Here is a 22787-nt window from a genome sequence, read left to right as displayed (position 1 = left end):
CCGCTATTCTTGAAAAGGAGATGCCCGCCTGCGCGGGCATGACACTTTGTCCTACGACACCAGCATCATGGAGAACACCATGACGAACAGCGCGACGGTTTCGCCGACGCCGAGCACCATCAGGTAGTTCACGAGGCCCTTACCGGTTTCGCCGAGGGCGTTGCAAGCGTCAGCCGCCGACTTGCCCACGTACCAGGCAGATGCCATCATGCCGATGCCACCGAAGATGCCGACCCCCAGGTATGCAGCCCAGTTGGCCGGAGCCGCCTGGGACTTGTTCAGGATGTACATCATCAGCAACATGCCGTAGATTGTCTGCGCAATCGGCGCGCCCACGAAGATGAGCAGCGTAAACAGCGCGTTCTTACCCTTGAGATACGCCTTCTTCCAGGCCCCGATGGCCGCCATGCCGGCAGTCCCGCAACCCAGCGCAGAACCCACCGCGGCAAGGCCCAGGGCCGCCACCGCGCCGAGTTTCGCGAGCGTTAAAAGTTGAGCTTGATCCATACGTTACCTCGCTGGATTAGAGCACCATCATGGAGAACACGAGAACGAACAGGGCCACGGTTTCCACGATACCGAGCACCATCAGGTAGTTCACCATGCCCTTGCCGGTTTCACCGAGAGCATCGCAAGCCACAGCTGCGGACTTGCCCTGGTACCAGGCAGAAGCCATCATGCCAAGCCCGCCGAAGATACCGGCGCCGAGGCAGCCGCCCCAGTTGGTAAAGCCAGATTCAGCAGCCTTGCTCAAGATGAAGTTCATCAAGAGCATGCCGTAAATCGTCTGGGAAATCGGGGCACCCACGAACACCAGGAGTGTGAAGAGGGCGGACTTGCCCTGGGCATAAGCCTTCTTCCACATCGTGATGGCGGACATACCAGCCGTTCCGCAACCAAGGGCAGAGCCCATAGCCGCAATGCCAAGCGCAGCTGCAGCACCCATTTTAGCGAGAGTAACCATTGTATTCGGTTCCATTGTTTTTTCCTCATTAAGTAGCGGGAATCATCCCTTGGTTTAATTTTTCTGCTTGGCGAAGGGGGCGAATGCGAATCCGCTCCATTCCTGGCCAAGTCCATTTGAAAATTCGAGTGTATTCAGACGTACGGCGTGGACGGCGACGCCCATGACCGCAAGCGCGATGTTCAGGCCATGCACAAAGAGCAGCAGGAATGCAGCACCGGCGATACCGACAGCGGAGCCGAACAGCGGCGAAAGCATGTCGTTGAACGCCTCGGCAATGGCCGCGCCGGACATGCCCACGGCAAACAGACGGATGTAGCTGATCACGTCGGTAAAGCTGTTCACCACGTCCAAGACGAGCATCGGGATGCTGATGAAGTCCTGCTTGAGCCTCTTGGGCGGCACGGTAAAGAGCACCAGGAGTACCGCTTCCACGATGAACATCGGGATGACGAACTTCGGCATGTCGATACCGAGCACCATCTGGCACGCCAGGAAGAACATCACCCAGCAGCCGATGAGCCAGCCCACCTGCGCCATGAACGTGGAATCCTTGCGCTTGATGCGCACGCACACGTTCCACACGTGGGCGATACTCAGGTGGACCACGGCGATGCAGAAGCAGAACAGCTGGATATGCTGCATCTGGGAGGCACCAGCCGCCTTCGGCACGAAGCTATCGGGCAAGATAGTAATCGACTGGGCGAAGGCCTGGTAGGCCTGGAACTTCGCGGGGTCAGTCGGTGCAGATGTGCGGATCCAGAGCATCGCGTTCTTCAGCGGTTCAGGCAACCAGCCGTAGTTGGTGATGTCCAGGTAATACGTCCACCCCGCAAGCGAGGGGCTGAGCCCGAGGAAGCTTGCGTTAATCACACCCCACACGATGGTGGCGATGCTCATGAGGTAGATAAAGTGGAAACCAGCAGGGTTCGCTTTCGGCATCTTGGAGCGGGCAAAAAGCGCCAAACCGAGGAAGAGCAACCCGTAAGCGGTATCCCCCACGATCATCGCAAAGAAGATGCTGAAGAAGCAAAGGAACACGGCCGACACGTCCACTTCCTTGTACCCCGGCGAAATGCCGATGATATCGTACAGGAACTGCATGGGGCGGCTGAGCTTGCTGTAGGTAAGCAGCGTCGGGATATCGTCGCCGTCGGCTGGGTCGTCCACCAGGAGGCCCCAGCCGTGCTCGCGGGCGGCCTTCTCGAGTTCGCCCACGCGAGGTGCGGGGCAGAAGCCCTGCACGGCGGCGACGTTCTTGTCGCCCACCATCGAGGCTTCGGCTTCGACCATGCGGTAGTCGTCACCCACTTCGAGGAGCTTGTCCTCGATAGATTCGCGCGCACCCGAAAGTTCACCCAGGCGTTTCTCGACGCGGGCAAGCGTTTCCTTGGCTTTCGCTTCCATTTCACGGTATTCGGCAAGCGACTTCTGCGGCATCGTGAGTTCGGTGAAGTTTCCCTTCACGGCCACAGGGGCATCTCCCCTGCTCACCACGGCTACATACTTGCCGTTTTCATCCTGACCGAATTCTTCGATAGAACCTTCGCCATCGAGTTCGAACGGGACTTTACCGTCATGGAGCTGGTAGAGTTTGACATAGATACCCTTTGCCGCGAGTGCTGCTGCCGTTGCGGGGTCCAGGTTCTTGAACATGGAAAGTTTGGTGAGTTCCTCTTCAGCCTGTTCCTTGTCGATTTCCGCCTGCTTGCTTTCAGCAACCAGTTGCTGGATTTCATCGATAAGGCTCGCTGCAGAGGTCCCTGAGCCTGCCGAAGGGTTCACGGGAGTCACACCCTTCGGGGCCTTCTCGGGCACCACTTCCAAGGCCTTCTGCACGCGGTTCATTTCTCCGCGGGCATGGTTCAACTTGGCGCCTGCAGCCGCCTTGAGGGGCGTGAGGTGCAAAATTTCAAGCGTACGGAGCGCCTGGAGCGTCTCTTCAACCGCACCTGCAACCGTCAGCACCGTCACTTTCTTCATAGGAGTAATCATGCGGCGGCCTCCTTCGCGAGTGCATCCTGGGCAGCGGTACGGGCGGTAGCCTTACCCTTCGCAAGCTTGCTGCGGGCAACGCCACTGGTCTGCTGGTCGCCCAGGAAGATGTTGATGACGCGGATATTTTCCTTGGCTTCCGGAATCTTCACCTTCTCGAACAGGTTCACGCGCTGGCTCGTGGTACGCAGTTCCTTCGAGAGGAGCTCGTATTGACGCTCGAGCACGCGGCGTTCGAGACGCAGCGAAATCAGGCCCTGAAGGCTTCTGATACCGTCGTCCAGCCACACAGGCGTGGTAAAGAAATCCGGAATCGAAATATTAAAGTCTACCCCGTCGTATGTCGGAATCTTCACGCCGGCGATGTTACCTTCGCCCTGGCGCACTTCCTTCACCGACAGGTACTTTGACCATTCGATGGGTTCGGCAAACAGCGAAATCCAGGAAGCCATGCTCTTGCGGAGCTTGTCCTCCTCTTCTCGCTTTGCCATCACCCTCTCCTGGAGCGTGCGCATTTCCATCTGCAGCTGCTGCTTTTTGAGCAGCAACGTCGGCAGATAGCGCTGGAAGCGCTTCAATGCGTCGCGTTCCGCCTTGAGGGCGTTTTTAGTTAACTTGACCTTCGCCATATTACCCCTTCTTGGGCCAATATTCGTTGATCATCTTGGTCGGAATACCCGTTTCTTCGGGTGCGAAACAGTCAGCAAGGATTTCCCAGCCAAGGTCCAAAGCCTTTTCAAGAGGAATGTTCACGGAGAGGTCCATCATTTCCTTCTCGAAACGGGCACCGTATTTCAGCAGTTTCTGGTCCCAGTTACTCATGTTGAAGCCCATGGACTGCTTTTCCAAAGTTTCCTTGTAGCTTGCGTACAGCTGGATCATGGTGTTCATGATGGTACGATGGTCGCTACGGGTCTTGCCGTTCACCTGCTGTTTCAAACGAGACAGAGAACCGAACGGTTCGATACGGCCCTTACGCAGGTAGAACTGACCTTCGGTAATGTAACCGGTGTTGTCCGGAACCGGGTGGGTCACGTCGTCACCAGGCATGGTCGTAACAGCAAGGATAGTGATGGAGCCCGAACCTTCGAAGTCCACGGCCTTTTCGTAACGGCTGGCCAGCTGGGAGTAAAGGTCGCCAGGGTAACCGCGGTTCGACGGAATCTGTTCCATCGTAATGGCGATTTCCTTCATGGCGTCGGCAAAGTTCGTCATGTCGGTAAGGAGCACGAGCACGTTCTTGCCTTCGGTTGCAAACTTTTCAGCCACGGCAAGGGATGCATCCGGCACGAGCAAGCATTCCACGATCGGGTCGGAGGCGGTGTGCATGAACATCACCGTACGGCTAAGGGCACCATTCTTTTCGAGGAAGTCCTTCAGGTACAGGTAGTCATCGTGCTTCAGGCCCATGCCGCCGAGAACAATCACGTCCACTTCGGCCTGCAAGGCAATGCGGGCCAGGAGTTCGTTGTACGGTTCACCGGCAATGGAGAAAATCGGGAGCTTCTGCGAAACCACGAGCGTGTTAAACACGTCAATCATCGGGATACCCGTACGCACCATCGTCTTCGGGATGATACGCTTGGCGGGGTTCACAGAGGGGCCGCCGATAGTAATGCGTTCGCCGTCCACCTCGGGGCCGTTGTCGCGGGGCTTGCCGGCACCATTAAACACGCGGCCAAGCAAGGCTTCGCTGTACGGGACCTTCATCGGTTCGCCAAGGAAGCGCACTTCGGAGTCGGTCGAAATACCGCGAGCACCTGCGAACACCTGCAAGTCCACCATGTCGCCGTCAATGCGGATCACGCGGGCAAGGGATGTTCCGAACGAGCTTGTCACCTGGGCAAGTTCCTGGTTTGCTACACCTTCGGCGCGGAGCGTAATCACGGAACCGGCGATGCGTTCAATACGATGGTATGCCACATTATGCATTAGCGGAAACCTCCTTCACGGAAGCGAAAATACTTTGTTCAAGGTCCTTGAATTCCTGGGAATCGAACTTGACGCGGTTCCAGTCCTTCGTCGACTGAGTGAGCTTAAGGAAGAACGTACGGGCGACGTCCTTCTCGCTGAACTTCATCGGGGTCTTGAGGATGGTGTAAACCTTGTCGAACACGTACTTCTGACGTTCAGCAGAGCAAGCGGCGTCGATTTCGTTATAGGCGTCCTGCTGCAGATAAACGGCATCGAGGTATTCGGACTTCAGGTAAATCACGAAGTCGTCGATAGAGGTACCTTCTTCGCCCACCACCTTCATCATGTTGTTCACGTCCACGCCGTTTGCGAGGATGTGACGGGCTTCGGCAACCTTCTTGCTGTCGATGATGCCTTCGTACTTGGACCAGGAATCCAGCGGGTGGATTGCCGGGAAGCGGCGCTGGTCGGAACGTTCACGGCTAAGGCCGAGGAACGCGCCCACCACCTTCAGGGTGGCCTGGGTCACGGGTTCTTCGAAGTTACCACCTGCAGGCGACACGGAACCGCAAATCGTCACGGAACCGGTAGAGCCGTCCTTGAGGCGAACCACGCCACCGCGTTCATAGAAGGCGGCAATCACGGATTCGAGGTAGGCCGGGAAGGCTTCTTCACCCGGAATTTCTTCCAAGCGGCCGCTCATTTCACGCAGGGCCTGAGCCCAACGAGAAGTCGAGTCAGCGAGCAAGAGCACGTTCAGGCCCATCTGGCGGTAGTATTCGGCGAGAGTCACGCCCGTATAAACGGAAGCTTCACGGGCAGCCACCGGCATCGAAGACGTGTTACAAATAATCAGCGTACGTTCCATCAGGGACTTGCCGGTACGCGGGTCAATCAGTTCAGGGAATTCGCGGAGGGTTTCCACCACTTCACCTGCACGTTCACCGCAAGCGGCCAAGATCACGATATCCACGTCGGCGTAGCGGCTCATAAGCTGCTGGAGCACCGTCTTACCGGCACCGAAGGGGCCCGGCGTACAGAACGTACCGCCCTGCATCACGGGGAAGAACGTATCGATAATGCGCTGCTGCATGGTGAGGGGCTTGGAGGGACGCAGGCGTTCTTCGTAGGCCTTGATCGGCATCTTCACCGGCCAGGTCTGCACCATCGTCACGTCCTGGGTTTCGCCCTTGTCGTTCTTGAGCTTGGCGACCACATCTTCAACCACATGTTCGCCAGCGGCAGAGACCGATTCCACGGTCCACTTGCCGAGCAGGCGGAACGGCACCATGATGCGGTGCGTGAACACGCCTTCGGGAACGGTGCCCAGCGTATCGCCCGCGACCACCACATCGCCCACCTTCGCGACCGGGGTAAATGCCCACTTCTTGTCGCGGGGGAGCGCCTTCAAGTACTTACCACGCTGCAGGAAGAAGCCGCATTCTTCGGCAAGCTTCGGGAGCGGGTTCTGCAGACCGTCAAAGACCTGGGTCAAGAGGCCGGGGCCAAGTTCTACGGACAAAAGTTCGCCGGTGAATTCCACCTCGTCACCCGTCTTGAGCCCCGTGGTGTCTTCGAACACCTGGAGTTCGGCGTAGTCACCGCGGATACGGATGACTTCGCTCTTGAGGGGGATGACTTCGGACTTGCCGTCCTTGTTTTTCTGAGTAAGCTTGGCATACGCCACTTCGTTCTGGGACACGGCGCTTTCGAACTTGACGCGAATCAGGTTACCGTTGACGCCGATGATTTTTCCGATACTAGCCATTGAAAATGGACCTCCGGTCATTCCTGTGCCGCCGCAGGGGCGTATGCAGGATCGTTTGCATTAATAACATTCAACACGGCAGCGTCGCCCGCTTGTTCGGAGAGGCGCGCCCAACGTTCACAAATCTTCAGTTTGATCGCATAAGCGTAAACATGCTTGACGGTACCCTCGCCCACACCTGCAAGCGAGTCCACAAGCCAGAAACGGGCCTTGTCGATATCCTGCTCTTTTTCCATAGGATTCGACTTGGCAAACGCATCTTGAATCATCTTGGCAAAGGCGACATCGTAACCCGGGAAGGACTTTTCCGTAAAACGGATATCGGGCCCCCATGCGCTTGCACGGAGCCTGCCTGAAACGTTCTTCATCTGGATTTCGTGGGCCTTGTAGGCGCGCACGAACTCGTCGTCGCACTCTTCGCATTCACCGTCATCCAAAAGCGCGTCCAGAGCCGCAAGTTCCGGCTCGGACAGCACGCCGATGCAGCGGTGGCGAAAATCTTCCATACTGAGCGGGGCTGGATCGCCGAACTCAATCATCGGAAGAGATGCCATCAAGTAAGAAGGACTGCTCATCAAGTACCCGCGTTACTTCGCCTGTGCGGCAGCGTTTACCACTCTGGCAAGTTGCGGACGGAGCAGGGCCGAAAGAGCGTCGGCCATTGCAGCTTCTGTAAATTCGTGGGTGACCTTGCCGCCATCGAGCTTGATGCGGAAGCCGAACTTGACACCCTTGTCGCTTTCGACCTTCACGCCGGCGGAAAGCTGCTTCTTGAACTCGCCCATCACAAAGGAGCTGAGCTTACGGGCATCGGCGTCGGAGAAATCCACCTCGATGTCGGAGGTATAGGACTTGGCGACTGCCAAGAGCATGGCCTTGACCGTAGATTCGTCCAGGGACTTCTCCACCTCGAGGTTCAACAGGTCCATAATCATCTTTTCGAGATTCTTGCCTACCGAAAGCAAAAGGTCGCGGGCGGACTGTTCAAGAGTGCGTTCGCTACGTTCCGTGAACGCTTCGGCGTCCTTGTCGGCCTTTTCCAGACGGGCGGACGCTTCGGCCTCGGCAGCCTTCACGATATCGGCCGCCTTTTCCTTGGCCTTGGCAATGATAGCCGCCGCCTCGTTTTCTGCTTTATCGACAGCATCTTTCTGGATGCGTTCCATAAGGTATTGCAAGTCTTCTGCCATATATATCTCCAATTACGCTCCGGATTGGGATTGCACGACAAAAAAACGGCCCTGCTAGCCCTAATCCAGAAAATTTCGATAGTAATATACAAGTAATTTTCCGCAAAAGTTCACGAAAAAATGAAAAATTTTGAAAAAAAAGACGAAAAAACGAATTTTGGCGACGAAAAGCCACAGAATGTGTAAAAATTGGCTTTACAAATCAAAAAAGTGGAAAACCCTTCGACTCCGCTACGCTCGCACTTCGGCAGGCTCAGTGTACCACTCAGGGACCTTAACAAGGTGGGTGAGCTTGCCGAACCCCACCAACCAACACTCACTTTTTCTATATTTTGCGCCGAAAAAAACTATCCAAAGGATACTAACATGAAACGTACTCATAACTGCGGCCAGCTTCGCAAGGAAGATGTTGGCCAGACCGTAACACTCGCCGGTTGGGTGGACCGCCGCCGCGACCATGGTGGTGTGATTTTTGTGGACCTCCGCGACAAGTATGGCAAGACCCAAATCGTCTTCAACCCCGACTACAACGCCGACGTGATGAAGACCGCCGAACAGCTCCGCAACGAATACGTGATTACGGTGACCGGCAAGGTCTACGCCCGCGAAGAAGGCAACGCCAACGAGAAACTCGCCACGGGCGAAATCGAAGTCAAGATTGACTCCATCGAAATCCTGAACGCGGCCCTCACCTCCCCCTTGGCCATCAACGACCCGAACGAAGAGTGCAAGGAAAACGACGACCTGCGCCTGCAGTACCGTTACCTGGACCTCCGCCGTCCGTGGATCCAGAAGAAGCTGTTGCTCAAGAGCCGCTTCCTCAAGGCCGTGTACGACTTCTTCTACGCTAACGGTTTTGAAAACATCGAGACTCCGGTGCTCTGCAAGTCCACTCCGGAAGGCGCCCGCGACTACCTGGTACCCAGCCGCGTGAACCCGGGCAAGTTCTACGCCCTTCCGCAGTCCCCGCAACAGTACAAGCAGCTCTTGATGATTGCCGGCATGGACCGCTACTTCCAGATTGCCAAGTGCTTCCGCGATGAAGACCTCCGCGCCGACCGTCAGCCTGAATTTACGCAAATCGACGTGGAAATGTCCTTCGTGGACCAGGACGACGTGATGGCCATGTTCGACAAGTTCGTGACCGAAGTGCTGGGCAAGGTCTGGAACTTTGAACCGCCCAAGAAGATCCGCCGCATGAAGTGGCACGAAGCCATGCTCAAGTACGGTTCCGACAAGCCTGACCTCCGCTTCGACCTCGAAATCCACGACGTGTCCGAAATCGGTGCAAAGTCCAACTTTGGCGTGTTCAAGAACTGCGTTGCCGCCGGTGGCAAAATCCGCGGTATCGCCGCGAAGGGCTGCGTGGACTTCACCCGCAAGCAGATCGACGAACTCACGGCCTACGTGGGCAAGTACGGTTCCAAGGGCCTCGTGTGGATGCGCGTCAAGGAAAACGACGAAGTGGAAACCCAGGTCGGCAAGTTCTTTACGGTGGAACAGTTGAACGAACTGCGCGACGCCGTCGGTGCCAAGTGCGGCGACATGATGTTCTTCATCGCAGGCCCCGAAAAGGTTGCAGCTACCGCCATGGGTCAGCTCCGCCTGGAAGTCGCACGTATCAAGGGTCTCCGCGATCCGAAGAAGCGCGAATTCGTGTGGATTACCGAATTCCCGATGTTCGAATACAGCGACACCGAAGGCCGCTACATGGCCATGCACCACCCGTTCACCAACCCGCTCCCGGAACACCTGGACATGATGCTGGGTGGCAATCTCAAGGATTGCAACGCCGAAGCTTACGACCTTGTTCTGAACGGTGTTGAAATCGGTGGCGGTTCTATCCGTATTCACAACCCGGAAGTCCAGGAGAAGGTGTTCCGCCTGCTCGGCCTCTCCGAAGAACAGGTGAAGGAAAAGTTCGGCTTCTTCGTGGACGCCTTCAAGTACGGCGCTCCTCCCCACGGCGGTTTGGCCTTCGGCTTGGACCGCGTTGTCGCTACCATGGAAGGTGAAGAATCCATCCGCGACTTCATCGCGTTCCCGAAGAACACCAGTGCTTCTAGCCCGATGGACCAGTGCCCGAGCGAAGTCGACCTCCAGCAGCTGCAGGACATCCACATCTCCGTGCAGATGCCGAAGACAGCGGAAAAGAAGTAATGGACCCTATCGGCCTACGGCCTCCAGGGTGACATGCCATTCTGTGCTCCAGGGAGAAATGTCATTCTGGAGCCACGCAGTGGCGATAGAATCTAAAGCGTTATAAGATGCCCCGCGGGTTTTCGCGGGGCCTTTTTGCTAAATTACAGCGCGAATTCAACCCTAACCTATGGAGATGTTTATGAAACTCACAACTCGTGCCATTGCCGAAGCTATCGGCACATTCTGGCTTGTGTTTGGCGGCTGCGGCGCTGCCGTGCTCGCTTGCGGCGTTCCGACCACCGGTATCGGCTACGTGGGCGTGTCGCTCGCATTCGGCCTCACCGTTCTCACCATGGCATACGCCATCGGCCACATTTCGGGCTGCCACCTGAACCCGGCCGTCACGCTCGGTCAGGTTGCCGGCGGCCGCTTCCCCGCTAAGGAAGCTCCGGCCTACATCGTGGCGCAGGTCATCGGCGGTATTATCGCTGCGGCCGTGCTCTACTGCATCGCCCAGCCCGACCTCACCAACGCAGGCATCGGCGCATTCGCCACCAACGGCTGGTCCGACGCTCTCAACAACGGCGTGAACGCCTTCGGCGGCAAGACCACCGGCATGTGCGGCGCATTCCTGATTGAAACCGTGCTTACGGCCATCTTCCTGTTCGTGATCATGGGCGCTACCGACGGCCGCGCTCCGGCAGGCTTCGCCCCGATTGCCATCGGCCTCTGCCTCACGCTCATCCACCTCATCTCTATCCCGGTGACCAACACCTCCGTGAACCCGGCCCGCTCTACCGCTATGGCCGTGTTCGTTGGCGGTGCAGCCATCAAGCAGCTCTGGCTCTTCTGGGTCGCCCCGATTCTCGGTGGCGTCATCGGCGGCGTTGCATACAAGTTCCTCGCCGAATGCAAGTGCTGCAAGTGCGAAAAGAAGTAAGGCGATCGTCATGCTCGCGAAGGCGAGCATCTTTCTAAAAAAAAGCGCGGCCCCATCTGGCGACAGTTGGGCCGCCATTTTTATTGCATAATTATTCGAGACAGAATTTCGAAATTGGAATCACATTAATGCCATCTTCTAAAACAGTTTCCGAATTCCATGTAACAATGCAGCAATTTTTCACTTTAATTTCTTCTTTCGCCAAACGAATCGCGTTTATCTCTCTTTTGAACGTGTCCAATTGCTCCATATCCCAAGCAACTTGAACGAGTCGTCTGGACTTCGTATCGAGATTCGTAACAAGGAAATCGACTTCGCCTCCATCGCGATTGATATAATATTCAATTTTATTATTCCCCCGCCGGAAGTGCAGAAAAACCAGGTTCTCCAGAAGCCACCCTTTTTCAGCATCATTCTTTGGAGTCATTGCACGAACAACCCCGGTATCAACCATATAATATTTATCAGGATTTGTTCTACGCACCGAAACGGAATCAGTCCTTAAAGATACTGGATAAATCAAGTATGCGTCGGCCAAATAACGAAGATAATTGGAAATATATTCTCGATTGTCCGAAACCCCCATCGCCTTCAATGTACCAGAGATAGCACGAGTCGATATTTTACGTGCATAATTATGGACAACATAATCTAAAGTATACCGAAGCGCAGGCACACTTGAAACTTCATGCCGCTCTATAACATCCCTAAATACGACAGCATTCACATACTCCTGCAACAACTTGTTTCGAACACGAACATTCTCCCCTTGTATATCAGGGAAACCACCTTCATCGAAATAACGAGCCATAGCGTTACGCAACAGGCCAGATGTTCTAGACGTAAAAGGTTCTTCAGGAATCTTCTTGAAAATTCCATTAAATTGCAGAAATTCTGAAAAAGATAGAGGAAAGACCTCTATATCCAAAGACCGTCCACGAAGTTGCGTTGCAACCTCCGAAGAAAGCAACTTAGATGAAGATCCGGTCACACACAATTGAACCAACCCAGAATCTATTAAGCGACGAGCGTAAAATTCCCAACCCTCAACATCCTGCAGTTCATCCAAAAAATACCAACATTTTTCCCGAGCAGCCTCAGGATACATTGTCGCATGCACATCTCCAATAAGATGGAGATCATCCACCTTGATACCCCTTAAACGCTCATCATCAAAGTTAACATAAACAATTCGATTCAGAGGCAAACCGGCGTCAATAAGTTCATGCATCCGCTGGTACGTTATATAGGTTTTCCCAGTGCGACGCATACCAATAATAGAAGTCGCATTTCTCTTTTTTTCGAGAAATTCTACCGGGCGACGGCATACATCCGTTGGCACGCCACTCTCATAAAATTCACGCAAAATTTCGGCGATTACTTTTTCCATACCAACAATATATACAAAATTGGCATAAAAATCAAGCCAATTTTATAAAAAATTGGCATATTTTTTAGTCCATATTATTTATGACGCTTTTTATACAGGCGGAAGGCCAGAAGGCGCTGTGGCGTCAGGAACACGAACGAAGCCCAGTAGCGCAGCAGAAACCACGAGACTTCTGGGAAATCGAACGGGAGGAATGTGACCAGACGGAGGCGGTTTTTTAGCCACCAGCGCCAAACAGAGCCACGGCGTCGATCCGCAAATTTCCCGAAGTTGCCGTCGCGCATGATTTCACGAAGGAGAATGCGCCCGCGGCGGGCATCGGGTGCGCAAAGCAGGTACTGCGATTCTAGCCCGAGATATTCCGCAAGCACCCACATGAGGGCACCCGCAATGCGGTTCAGGCCAAGCGACTCTAAGCGGGCAGCAACATCCGCGCGCTCTCCGTCGGAACTGGCCCGGAGTAGCACGCAGTAATCCATCACCTGGCGCAGGCCCACCCCGAGCCCCAACAAGTGCTTGTATATGTGCGAGAGCTGCATGACCAGCGCGAATTTGTTCGAAGGAACGTAGAAACTCGGCGCATCTTTAGTGTCGCCCGCAGGAACGAGATGCGAGGCAGGCAGTTCCGCGTTCAAGAAATGCAGCAAACGCCTGTTTGCAAAAGGACTGCAGCGGTCAACCCCGAACCCAAAATGAACCTCAACCTCTTCCCCGAAAGCCTCTTTGGATAGCAAGACATCGTGGTTCGAAACCCTTGCTTTTTCTAGTAGGTTCATACGCGAAAGAAGCGCAATAACAGCCTTTCGCCCACCTGAAATCCAGATGTCGATATCCCCCGTCTGCCGGATAAACTTGTCCGGATAAAGCAGGGAATTCGCCTGCCCCTTAAGAATGAGCGTCTGGCAACCCTCCGCCGCAAACTTCTGCGTCAGTTCACCCGAGCAAGCGTAATGCCGCTCGTTTAACGACCGGATACCCTCCGCCTGGTAGAACCACTTGAGGTAAAGCTGGTGCGACATCCCAAGCGTTTCGGGCTTCCCCGCAGAAAGCGTGTTGATTGCACTGAACGCGACCCCAAGAACGGACTGCCTGCCGCATTGCCTGTAGAGCCACTCCCAGTCTTCAGCAGAAACTCCGCCTGCCCCAAAAAAAGGAAACTCCCGCGAAGCCCCTAAGGCATATCGCAGGAGTGCAAAAAGGAGGTCGAGCCGCCTCGCAACAACTTTATACGTGACGGTTTGCACCTTCGTTCAAGTTGAAACCGAGTTCGTCATCGTATTCGTCTGCATCGGGGCCATCGCCGGAGCCGGCAAGCAGATACATCTCACCGCGCATATCAATGAAACTGAGCTTCGGAGCAACGTATTCTTTCTTTTCAAACTTCAAATTCATATCAACCCCTTACTTAATTACAACCTTCTTGCCGTTATTGAAGTACGTACCCTTGACGGTCGGCTTCTTGTCGAGCTTGCGGCCCTTCATGTCGTACCAGCCGTTCGCCGTAGAGAACTCACCCGTGCGCGGGTTCAGCATGTAAATTGCAGTTGTCCCTTCTTCGTCATGAAAAACCACCTCGATGGACGAAGGTAAGTCTTCTTCAATAGCAGCGATTGTTGCGTTGGCACCAGCCTTGGTCAACGCATTGCTCTTGTTGTAAACCAAGTAACCACGGAACGGACGAATGTAGGCCCCTGCCTTAACCTTTACAAACTGGCCCTGCTGAATCTGCTTGCCATCAACCTCTTTCGCCTTAGCAGCAAAGCCGTAAACACGACCAATGTCAGGGTCGCCCTCTTCCCAAGTTTTATAGGAATACATGCCCCGGAATTCCCAATTGTCAAACTTAAACTTGGTATCGGCACCTACGGTTTTCTTCATCGTGGTCTTGCCCGCACACCAAGCAGGGAAATTAATCTGATTTTTGTTAGGGCGGACAAAATAAGGCCTGTTTGCGGAAAATTCGCCGTTACTGCCCATTTGCTTCGCGTCAATTTGCCAGGTTTCTGAAGTTCCGTTAATCGCGATTCCAGTCATTTCGTAAATCTGGCCGAATTCAGAAAGACAGCCACTTGGGAAATCAAACGGCAGCATCAAGGTGCCGGGCTTGCCCCATTCACCCGAATAATCACGATCGTAATAGATTGAATCCACCTCGACATCTTCCGAAATTTCAACCGTTTCTGTCGAAGTACCGCTAATGAGAGCGGTCTTCTTACCATTAAGCATCTTGACGGTAATAGCACCGTATTCGCCAAGTATGGAGCCCTCTTCTTGGGCAAAAGCACCCATGAAGGCGACAGATAGCGTCAAAACGGCCATTTTTTTGAAAATTTTCATATTAAACCTATAGATTTTAGGCCAAATATAGAAAAATGTAAGAATAATGTAAAGTGTTGATTATCACGATTTTTTGCCATAATAGCCCTTGTCATAGTAGCCGTAGCCATAACGGCCCGGTTCACGCTCGCAATGATTCATTACGATAGCAGCGGGCTTGTCAGAATAGCGCTTGACACGTTCGACAGTTTCCTTGATTTCTTCCATGCTGTGGCGGCCATAGTGGAGCACAAACAAAGAGTAATCGACCAGCGGGCAAATGAGTTCGGCGTCGGTCACCAAGTTCAGCGGAGGAGTATCGACAATTATCATGTCAAACCTTTCGCGAGCTTCCTTGAGAAGTTTGTCCATCGCCTCACCACGTAACAACTCGCAGGCAGCAAGTTTCGTCTTGCCGGCATTCATTACATACAAATTATCGTCATGTTTTTGTGAAACAGCTGTGTCAAGAGTCGCAATTCCCGCCAAAACATCAGCAAGTCCAAACTTTGAGCGTCCGTGAATTACACCACGGCGCATATCTGCATCTATTAGCAACACCTTCTTGCCACTCACAGCAATCGTTGCAGCCAGGTTCAACGAAACAAAGCTTTTGCCCACACCAGGAATCAAGCCCATCACCAGAACAACGCTATGCTCAGGATTCGGCATTAGGAACATCAGAGCCGTTTGCAACGAACGGAACGATTCACTTACTTTATCTTCAGTATTTTGGAGCACAAACGGAGCACTGTGGTGTACACGCGTATTTGCACGCAAGAACTTATGCGTTGACTGAGGAATCTTTGCAAACACGCTGAGACCTGTTTCACGCTCGATTTCGGAAGCACTACGGACTCCGTTTTTGAGAATACGCATCAAAACAACAAATAGAATTCCTAAAGCAAATCCGAAAGCTACGGAAGCTATTATAATTCTCGACTTATTCGGCTTACTCTGGCTCGGCTCGATTTGTGCAAAATCAACTATACGAACGTTGCCCACCTCGCCCGCTCGCACCACGCGTAGCTGCTGGATGTTGTTGAGCATGTTGGTGTAGACCTCGTTGTTGACGGCCACTTCTTCTTGCAGCCGTTTCACCTCTTGCTGGGTGAGCGGCATCTTTTCAGCGTTTTTCTTGAGTTGAGCCAGTTCGGCCTTCACCTTGTTCTGTTGCTTAACAATTGTCTGTACATTCGGATGTTCCGCTTTGAACAAACGAAGGGCAGACTGACGTTCCTGCTCCAACTGCATAATTTGGCGCTGAAGTTGCCCCTCCTTGTCGAGATGCGCCTTGGTCTCGCCGCCAATATCCACAGAACCGACCTTATGGCGATAGTCCGCCAACACCTTCTCGGCGCTATCCAACTTGGCCTTGACTCCCGGAAGTTGCCCTTCAAGGAACTCCAGAGTCTTTTCAGCTTCAGCACTGCGCATTTCTACATTCTGGCGTAGGTATGTTTTCGCAATAGTATTCAAGATGGACGCAGCACGATCCGGGTAACGATGGCTATAGCGGACCGAAATGATACCCGTCTGCTTACCTTTTTCGGCCACGTTTAAAGACGCCTTTAGTGCACGTTCCGCCTTCAAGGGCGAGCCCTGGACAATCTGGAATTTTTGCCCCTTACGAGCCTGCATGTAATTTACGCGGATTGTCAATGTATCGCCCGCAAACACAGCCGAATAGACTTCGCCAACACGCCCTTCCAAGGCAACCTTGCCATCCGGCGCGATTACCGCATAGGAATTTTCATCCTTGACGACTGCGATCCACTTCTTTACACGGAGTTTTTCCGGGATAATCAGTGAATCGACATCCATACGACCTTCCTTATGGGTAAACCTGTCTGACACCCCGATAGGGATAGTCCATATATGGAGATGTTCGATCGCTACCACTTCACTGAGAACCATGCGGCTCTTGATAAGTTCTATTTCGGCATCTGCAGGGCTTGCCAGGTCAAGGACTGCACCCATCTCGCCAAGAGCCTTGGTCGACTTGCTGCTAGATCCCTTGACATTGACTTGAAGAAGAACATCGCTCGTGAACTGCGGACGGACCCACATGGCATAGGCATACCCAAAGACAACTGTCAAAAGAGTGAACAGCAAAATAACCCAACGCCTGTTCCAAAGGGTTTGAGCAACATCGAGCAGCGTTATCGAGCCTTCTAACGGTTGTATTTTCTTTATGTTCTCATCCATCTTTTAGGTTCCATCACAGTGTTATCGGAAATATACATAAAAATATTAGGTCATTTTCTCAATCTATTTGTTATCCGTAACTTAACACGACCAAGACAACCTCGAACCATATAATAAAAGCGCCAATGCAAGGGCAAATTGCCATCACATTTTTGGATTAGTTCCTCAAGTGTGTATTTATTCAGATTTTCAAAGAACATCGCCCGGTTCCTGTGCGGGCGGATGGAACGGACTATGCAAGGATTTCCGGCCACCGCCTTTTCAAGGGACGATTCACAAAGAACAAGACCTTTCGAAATAGAATTGAACAAAAACTCGCCATGGGCGGTATTCAGCAAAACAACGGAGGTTCCCTTGTCGTCGTCCATTTCTGGGTGGTAATTCGCCACCCCCCAAAAATCGCCTAAAGTTATATCCGCTATTCTAGGTAATTTTCGATAATGACAATTTGTACAAGATTCGTTTTGGCAAATCCGAAGTAGAAACAATTTCATAAAGATGTCATCACGAAAGTAAACATATTTTTTTTCGCCATCATTAAATTTACAATGCAACGAATAACGTTTCCAACCTGTTTGCTTGCTGCGGAAATCAATCCTTATCAATTTTGATTTTGCAACGCACTCAATTTCTTCCACATACTTGCGCCACACCTTGACGCTGGGCGTCCCGTGGCAAACGACATCCACCGTCCAAAGATTTTCGCAGGCAGCCTTACCCAATACGGCATACAACGCAGCCACTTGACAGGGCGTTCCCGAGAACAGGACCTTCCGACCATTTTTCAAAAGACTCCACACTTCACGATAAACTTGACCAGGGTCCGCCTGTACATATTTGGGGCCTTGTAGTTTCGACAAGTCGGCGAAAGAATCAATCACAATATGACCGAACGTACGCACATCCAACTGTGCAACACCTACTACACATCCCCCCTCTTTCAAAACAGCCTTCGCAAGTTCCGTAAATAGTCCACCACTTGACGAAACCATTCGTACCGCCTCATCCTTCGTAAAGGCAGCAATGGTTCGGGGCGCCTTGACGGAACCATTCGAATTGACAACCTCATTCAGCCAAGGACAAGCCCTTGCACAGGCCCCGCATTCAACACATTTTGAAGAATCTATGACCGGTCGATAAAAGCCTTCAGCATTCAATTCCATAGAAATCGCATGACGGGAGCATACATTTGCGCATGCCGCACACGATGAACAAATGGAGGATAACTGGGGCATTATTTTACCTTTTCAAGATTTTACGAAGAGGATCAAGAATCATATTCCGTTCATACCTGTTCATGGAAATATAGAAGAACAATGGTAAATATACAACCAAATACGCCAAGATGCCAACGCATAAAGATGCCCAGCCTTTTATCTCGTATAATTGAAGGACCTTGTAGCCGGCAACCATCAATACCGCAGGCACCACAGACATCTTTACAATTTCAACCCAAAAACGGACAATATTTATTTTTTGCCGCACCTGATAATAGAGGTTCATCACAATTATTTGGCCCAGCACCAGCGCCCCGGCAACGGCACAGGCACATCCAATACCGCCATAACGTTTCGCCAAAGGAATTTGAGTGGCAAGGCTCACCAATGAAATCACCAAATACAGAAGCGAACGGAATTTCATCTGGTTTCGCGCCTGTAAAATCGTAATGCCAAGGTTTTGAATCAGCGGCACAGTCAACGGGACAAAGAATAGGAGTGCAATCACGTAGGCGTCTTCATAGCCATTCCCAGCCCAAAGATTAATGAACTGACGACCGAAAAGAATAAAGCCCGACAGCACAAGAGCCATAACGCAATACTGAACGCGCCCAGTCTTAATAAACAAATCGGAAATCGCCCTACCGCTACTATCATTTACCGTCATTGCTGTAACCTTAGGCAAAAAGACCCCGCTTATCGCAGTGGAAAAACTCATGTACATATACTGTAGTTGGATTGCAACTGCAAAAACAGCAACTGCTGCGGGGCCAGCAAAAGCGCCAAGTACAAACTGCCCCGTACTCCAATAGATGCGGTCCATAATAACGTTTAAGAAAATCCAGAACGAATAAAGCGCAACTTCCTTCAAAAAAGGCAATTCGAACTGGCCGAACTTCAGTTTGACATTCAAACGCCGTTTGCAGTACCAGTAATTGGCAAGCAATGTCACAACATTGAAAATAGTCGTCACAACCACCATAGCAATAGCCTTGTAGCCCATAGTGAGCAAGACTATCATCGTTGCCGTATTCAGCACAATGCGGACAATCGCAACCACCTTTTGAAAAACGAACTGTTCGTACGCGGTAATAATGGAGCCGAAGATGCTCAACGGGAAAGTTATGGCAAGGTTGCCGACCATTAGGGCCAAAATAACCTTGGTACGAGACAATTCCACGGATGTCATCGCCGCATCGAAAATGTTCCCCGCATTCAGACACAGGACACACCCGGCAATCAATACGACAAGACTGATTATACAATAGAGTACAAAGAACATCCCAAACATCTTGTGCTGTTCTTCGACCTTGCCCTCCGCCCTGTACTTTGCTGTATAGCGGACAATGGCGTTGCCGAAACCCAAATCCAGGATGGTCAAATAAGCAACAATTGACGCAGCAATGGAATAGAGCCCGTACTCCGACTTACCAAGCATGCGAAGCATGAACGGCGTATAGACCAAGCCCACGAGGTTTTGCAAGGCAAGGACCACATACGAGAGTAAAGCGCCTATTTTAAGCTGGGATTTCATTTATAATTCCAACGCATTTTTTAGCCAATCGTACGAAAACGTTCGCCATTTTCCAACTGCCAAATTCACGCGATTCCAATCTATAGGTTGTTCCATTTGTTCCTGTATTGACATGTTCGGATTCCACACTCTATCAAGCAAATCCGTTTTTTTCAACAAGTTTAAAATCCTATCATTCAATTGTTGCGCTTTCCCCTTTACTGGGAAAAACAGAAATGGTTTATTGAACAGCAGCGCAAAAATTGTCCCGTGGAAAGAATTCGTATATATACAATCGGCAGAAGAATAGGATGCCAGCCAATCTTGTATTGTCTTCTTTTTGGAAAAAACCGATTTTAGTGTTTTTTTTGATTTTTGACAATCTAGCCGGTCATAATGTATTTTTTTTCTCAGTGTATATTCTATGATTTCTTTTTCAGGGATATCAGTTGGCCATCCAATAAAATACGCAAAAGAACGTTTTCTTCTATCAGGTGACAACAAAGTGTCATAATCTTCTTTTTTTAGTAACAAGGTTGGATCACAAACTGAAACGGCATCACTACGACCTAACCGGGAACATATATCTATTCCCGAATCTTCTCTAACACTAATTGCATCAAAATCAAATATTTTGTCTTTTACAAACTCCGAAAACTCTTTTGAAAGAGACAAAGCACCAAAACTTGCGGCATAAGAAATTTTCTTTATCGGTTTAGGTACAAAACTAAGAAAATTTAATTCGCCATATTCACCACACCCAACACCTTCACTCCATACAACATCACTACCACAAATAACAGCCTCATAGGTTAAATCTGAAGGTTGGAAATCTCCTTTTGATTTATAAATTTTTTTAGAGCATGATAAATATTTTTTTTGAAAGCATCGAATTTTTTTTCCACCACTTCCTAAATAGGGAAGATGAAAAAATCCATGAATAAATAATTTGATTTTCCTTGAAAACGGTAAAGAACTTTGATCTCTTTCAGTGCGAATCAATACAGGAGCATTTCCCATTGCTTTTAATGCTCTCTGCAACGCATAACCCTGCAAAATTTGTCCAAAATTATCCGCAGATTGCCAGAATGTCACAACACCGATTCTCATTTCAGAAATATATTTCCTAAAGATTTTTTGAAATTTTTTTCCAAGTTAAGTATCGTCTCACGATATTCGTCAAAGTCAGAATAAACTTTTTCGTAATTTAGCAACACAAAGCGGATTTTTTCAGCAATTTCATGAATTTGTTTATAAGGGTTACCAAATTTATATTCGTCAGGAATAGGAACGTCTCCATGAAAAAATGCGGCACCTCGTTTCCCTGTAATAATCGCACAGCCATATAAAACAGCCTCTTTGGGTATGCGTTCAGCACCTGGGAAAGCACCGAAATCAACATACAACTTAGATGTCATATATTTCGAAACAATTTCATCCTGCGTTAAACCAGTTAATGGTTCAAATTTAATTTTCGGCAAAAAAATGGAAAGGTATCGAACAAAATAACCGCACCTCTTTGGGTTATAAAGAACAACATCATTCCTTTCTATCAAAGGAATTTTATTTTTGTTTTCATTATATAATTCTAAGAAAAACTTGCTTAATGGTTCTATACCTATTGCTACTTCATTTTTTGTTCTCTTTGAAACATAATCATACGCATGAAAAGAAGCACAAATATGTTTGACATTCCGTTGCTCTTTTCGAAATGAATACGGATTCTTTTTTAATGTCTTTCGAATTGCATCTAAAAAATGAACTCGATAATATTCAAAATTTTTCACTATCCTTAATGGCAAAGAAATAAAGAAAAATGCTTTCCAGAAGAAATTTGCATGCAACACATTATTATTTACGCCCAACCACCAAATAAAGACTGTACTTTGCTTAAATCTTTTTGCCAAACCGACAAATGTTTCCGTTATTATAACTGCATTTTTGGGGCTATCCTCAACTTCGTCTTCTTTCAAAAATGAAGAAATATATTTTTGATATGGCTTGGGAATGGAATAGTCTTTGTTTCCCGTCTGTGTAAAATAAACTATTTCAGCAACACATCCAATCTGTTTTAAATAGTAAACAATTTGATGAAGGGCGTCCGGGCCTCCCGATACATAATCGTTCGGGCAGAATACATATATATGTTCAAATTTCATAACTTTTTCTCAAAAAATGTTGTCATTAAATTCAGAATATTTATCATATTGCGGAAAAGCCTTTCCCAAATAATATCCAAGAGCAATAACAAAGCATCCAGAAGAGAACATCATTTCAGACGTAGCCGGCAAGTAATACATTGAAAAAATAGCTTTTCCAAATCCTATAAAAATAAGCAAACCAATTGCAATAAACGAATCTTTATCAATTTTTGATTTGAACCATGTGTATACAAAGCCAATCCAATATAAGCCATAAAGAAACACACCCAAAATACCATTCTCTAACAAAATACCAAGCCAGTCATTATGAGCAAAAGACTCATTTACAGCGAGCGTTCCTTGTGCCCCGATACCCAATATCATTTGTCTATTACTTAAGGAATTCAAATAATAGTTCCATATTGTTTGTACATATACATCTCGACCACTGCTATTACCTGCTAACGTCTGTTCAAGTCGCCAAGATAAATATGGACTCAACGACATTTGATGAGCCACAAAAATGACAATTCCCGCAAAAAAAAGTACCTCTATAAAGAAAAGTCTTATTTTTTCTTCTATGGAGCATCCTACAAACATACATAATGTCAAAAAAATTGCAGACATCCCACCCAAAATTATAGGTCCACGTTTGGCTCCAAGTATAAAAAAAGCAAGCATTACACTCAGTAAAGCAAATTGAACAACTTTTTTATTTTTCAACAACAATAGCAGAGGCATTAAACTCAAAAAGGAATACACACTAGTCACCGTATATTCATCCTGGTCTAATTTGAATAATGTAGCGTATGATTTCTGAATTTCCAACGCCCCATAAAACGCGTAGATGCTTAACACATACAATAGTATGAAAATCCATAGCATTCTTTTTTCATTCAGCCAACCACGGCAGGTAAAAACATATACGGGAACAACAGACAGCATTGAAGAAATAAGCCACAATACATACAAATATTTCCTCAAATCATGGCCCACGGCTTGCCAAAAAACATCCTCTCCAAGAAAAATTAAGACAAAACCATAAACACATAAAACTCCGACAAATAAAAACAAACTTTTAAAATAAAA

At 49.9% G+C, this 22787-nt stretch carries 20 protein-coding genes; 2 read left to right on the top strand and 18 right to left on the bottom strand.

The annotated features are described in order from the left end of the window. Window positions 1-51: 51 nt before the first annotated feature. Genes CRO08_RS05050 through CRO08_RS05015 form a run of 8 tightly spaced genes read right to left on the bottom strand, consistent with a single transcriptional unit; the run spans window position 52 to window position 7831 of the window. Window positions 52-507: a V-type ATP synthase subunit K gene (locus CRO08_RS05050; RefSeq protein ID WP_072799628.1), complete on the bottom strand. Its 456-nt coding sequence runs from the start codon at window positions 505-507 to the stop codon at window positions 52-54. Between the two features lie 16 nt (window positions 508-523). Then, a complete protein-coding gene (locus tag CRO08_RS05045; protein ID WP_083532182.1) occupies window positions 524-979 on the bottom strand; it encodes a V-type ATP synthase subunit K in 456 nt (151 codons plus the stop codon). Window positions 980-1018: 39 nt separating this feature from the next. Continuing rightward, window positions 1019-2959, bottom strand: a complete 1941-nt coding sequence (locus CRO08_RS05040; RefSeq protein WP_097035307.1) for a V-type ATP synthase subunit I — start codon at window positions 2957-2959, stop codon at window positions 1019-1021. Beyond that, a complete protein-coding gene (locus CRO08_RS05035) occupies window positions 2956-3588 on the bottom strand; it encodes a V-type ATP synthase subunit D (protein WP_073116472.1) in 633 nt (210 codons plus the stop codon). The genes CRO08_RS05040 and CRO08_RS05035 overlap by 4 nt, the downstream gene beginning before the upstream one ends. A gap of 1 nt (window position 3589) precedes the next feature. Next, a complete protein-coding gene (locus CRO08_RS05030; RefSeq protein ID WP_072812533.1) occupies window positions 3590-4891 on the bottom strand; it encodes a V-type ATP synthase subunit B in 1302 nt (433 codons plus the stop codon). Next, on the bottom strand, window positions 4884-6641 hold the full coding sequence (locus tag CRO08_RS05025; RefSeq protein ID WP_073192093.1) for a V-type ATP synthase subunit A: 1758 nt from the start codon (window positions 6639-6641) through the stop codon (window positions 4884-4886). The genes CRO08_RS05030 and CRO08_RS05025 overlap by 8 nt, the downstream gene beginning before the upstream one ends. Window positions 6642-6658: 17 nt before the next feature. Next, window positions 6659-7216 (bottom strand): DUF2764 family protein, encoded by a 558-nt coding sequence (locus tag CRO08_RS05020; RefSeq protein ID WP_072812537.1) that lies wholly within the window; start codon window positions 7214-7216, stop codon window positions 6659-6661. A 12-nt stretch (window positions 7217-7228) separates the two neighbouring features. Then, the gene (locus tag CRO08_RS05015) at window positions 7229-7831 is read right to left on the bottom strand and encodes an ATPase (RefSeq protein WP_097035726.1); all 603 of its coding nucleotides are present in this window, start codon (window positions 7829-7831) and stop codon (window positions 7229-7231) included. Window positions 7832-8197: 366 nt separating this feature from the next. Between CRO08_RS05015 and aspS the strand changes: the two genes are divergently transcribed. After that, the gene (gene aspS, locus CRO08_RS05010; RefSeq protein ID WP_097035306.1) at window positions 8198-9991 is read left to right on the top strand and encodes an aspartate--tRNA ligase; all 1794 of its coding nucleotides are present in this window, start codon (window positions 8198-8200) and stop codon (window positions 9989-9991) included. Between the two features lie 181 nt (window positions 9992-10172). Next, window positions 10173-10913 carry an aquaporin Z gene (gene aqpZ / locus CRO08_RS05005; RefSeq protein ID WP_097035725.1) on the top strand — a complete coding sequence of 247 codons (741 nt, stop codon included), beginning with the start codon at window positions 10173-10175 and terminating at the stop codon, window positions 10911-10913. 91 nt (window positions 10914-11004) lie between these two features. On the opposite strand, the gene CRO08_RS05000 is transcribed toward aqpZ, so the two are convergent. The 10 genes from CRO08_RS05000 to CRO08_RS04960 form a co-directional block, all read right to left on the bottom strand. Further along, window positions 11005-12303, bottom strand: a complete 1299-nt coding sequence (locus CRO08_RS05000; protein WP_097035305.1) for an ATP-binding protein — start codon at window positions 12301-12303, stop codon at window positions 11005-11007. Between the two features lie 74 nt (window positions 12304-12377). Continuing rightward, window positions 12378-13547 carry a nucleotidyltransferase family protein gene (locus tag CRO08_RS04995; RefSeq protein ID WP_097035304.1) on the bottom strand — a complete coding sequence of 390 codons (1170 nt, stop codon included), beginning with the start codon at window positions 13545-13547 and terminating at the stop codon, window positions 12378-12380. Further along, on the bottom strand, window positions 13528-13695 hold the full coding sequence (locus tag CRO08_RS16935) for a hypothetical protein (RefSeq protein ID WP_176495064.1): 168 nt from the start codon (window positions 13693-13695) through the stop codon (window positions 13528-13530). The genes CRO08_RS04995 and CRO08_RS16935 overlap by 20 nt, the downstream gene beginning before the upstream one ends. 9 nt (window positions 13696-13704) lie before the next feature. Further along, entirely contained in the window at window positions 13705-14640 is a 936-nt protein-coding gene (locus tag CRO08_RS04990; protein WP_097035303.1) for a hypothetical protein, read from the bottom strand. Window positions 14641-14703: 63 nt separating this feature from the next. Continuing rightward, complete coding sequence (locus CRO08_RS04985) at window positions 14704-16827, bottom strand: polysaccharide biosynthesis tyrosine autokinase (protein WP_097035302.1); 2124 nt, start codon at window positions 16825-16827, stop codon at window positions 14704-14706. A 50-nt stretch (window positions 16828-16877) separates the two neighbouring features. Further along, window positions 16878-18062, bottom strand: a complete 1185-nt coding sequence (locus tag CRO08_RS04980; protein WP_097035301.1) for a Coenzyme F420 hydrogenase/dehydrogenase, beta subunit C-terminal domain — start codon at window positions 18060-18062, stop codon at window positions 16878-16880. 4 nt (window positions 18063-18066) lie between these two features. Then, entirely contained in the window at window positions 18067-19578 is a 1512-nt protein-coding gene (locus CRO08_RS04975) for an oligosaccharide flippase family protein (protein ID WP_097035300.1), read from the bottom strand. After that, the gene (locus CRO08_RS04970; protein ID WP_097035299.1) at window positions 19579-20667 is read right to left on the bottom strand and encodes a polysaccharide pyruvyl transferase family protein; all 1089 of its coding nucleotides are present in this window, start codon (window positions 20665-20667) and stop codon (window positions 19579-19581) included. After that, complete coding sequence (locus CRO08_RS04965; RefSeq protein ID WP_097035298.1) at window positions 20664-21716, bottom strand: hypothetical protein; 1053 nt, start codon at window positions 21714-21716, stop codon at window positions 20664-20666. Before CRO08_RS04965 ends, CRO08_RS04970 begins: the two co-directional genes overlap by 4 nt. Window positions 21717-21725: 9 nt before the next feature. Next, window positions 21726-22772: a hypothetical protein gene (locus CRO08_RS04960; protein WP_097035297.1), complete on the bottom strand. Its 1047-nt coding sequence runs from the start codon at window positions 22770-22772 to the stop codon at window positions 21726-21728. Window positions 22773-22787 lie beyond the last annotated feature (15 nt).

Origin of the sequence: Fibrobacter sp. UWT3 (assembly GCF_900230125.1) — a bacterium.
Taxonomy (GTDB): Bacteria; Fibrobacterota; Fibrobacteria; order Fibrobacterales; family Fibrobacteraceae; genus Fibrobacter.
The sequence above is the reverse complement of the archived record's forward strand: the minus strand, read 5'-3'. Positions and strand labels throughout refer to the sequence as shown.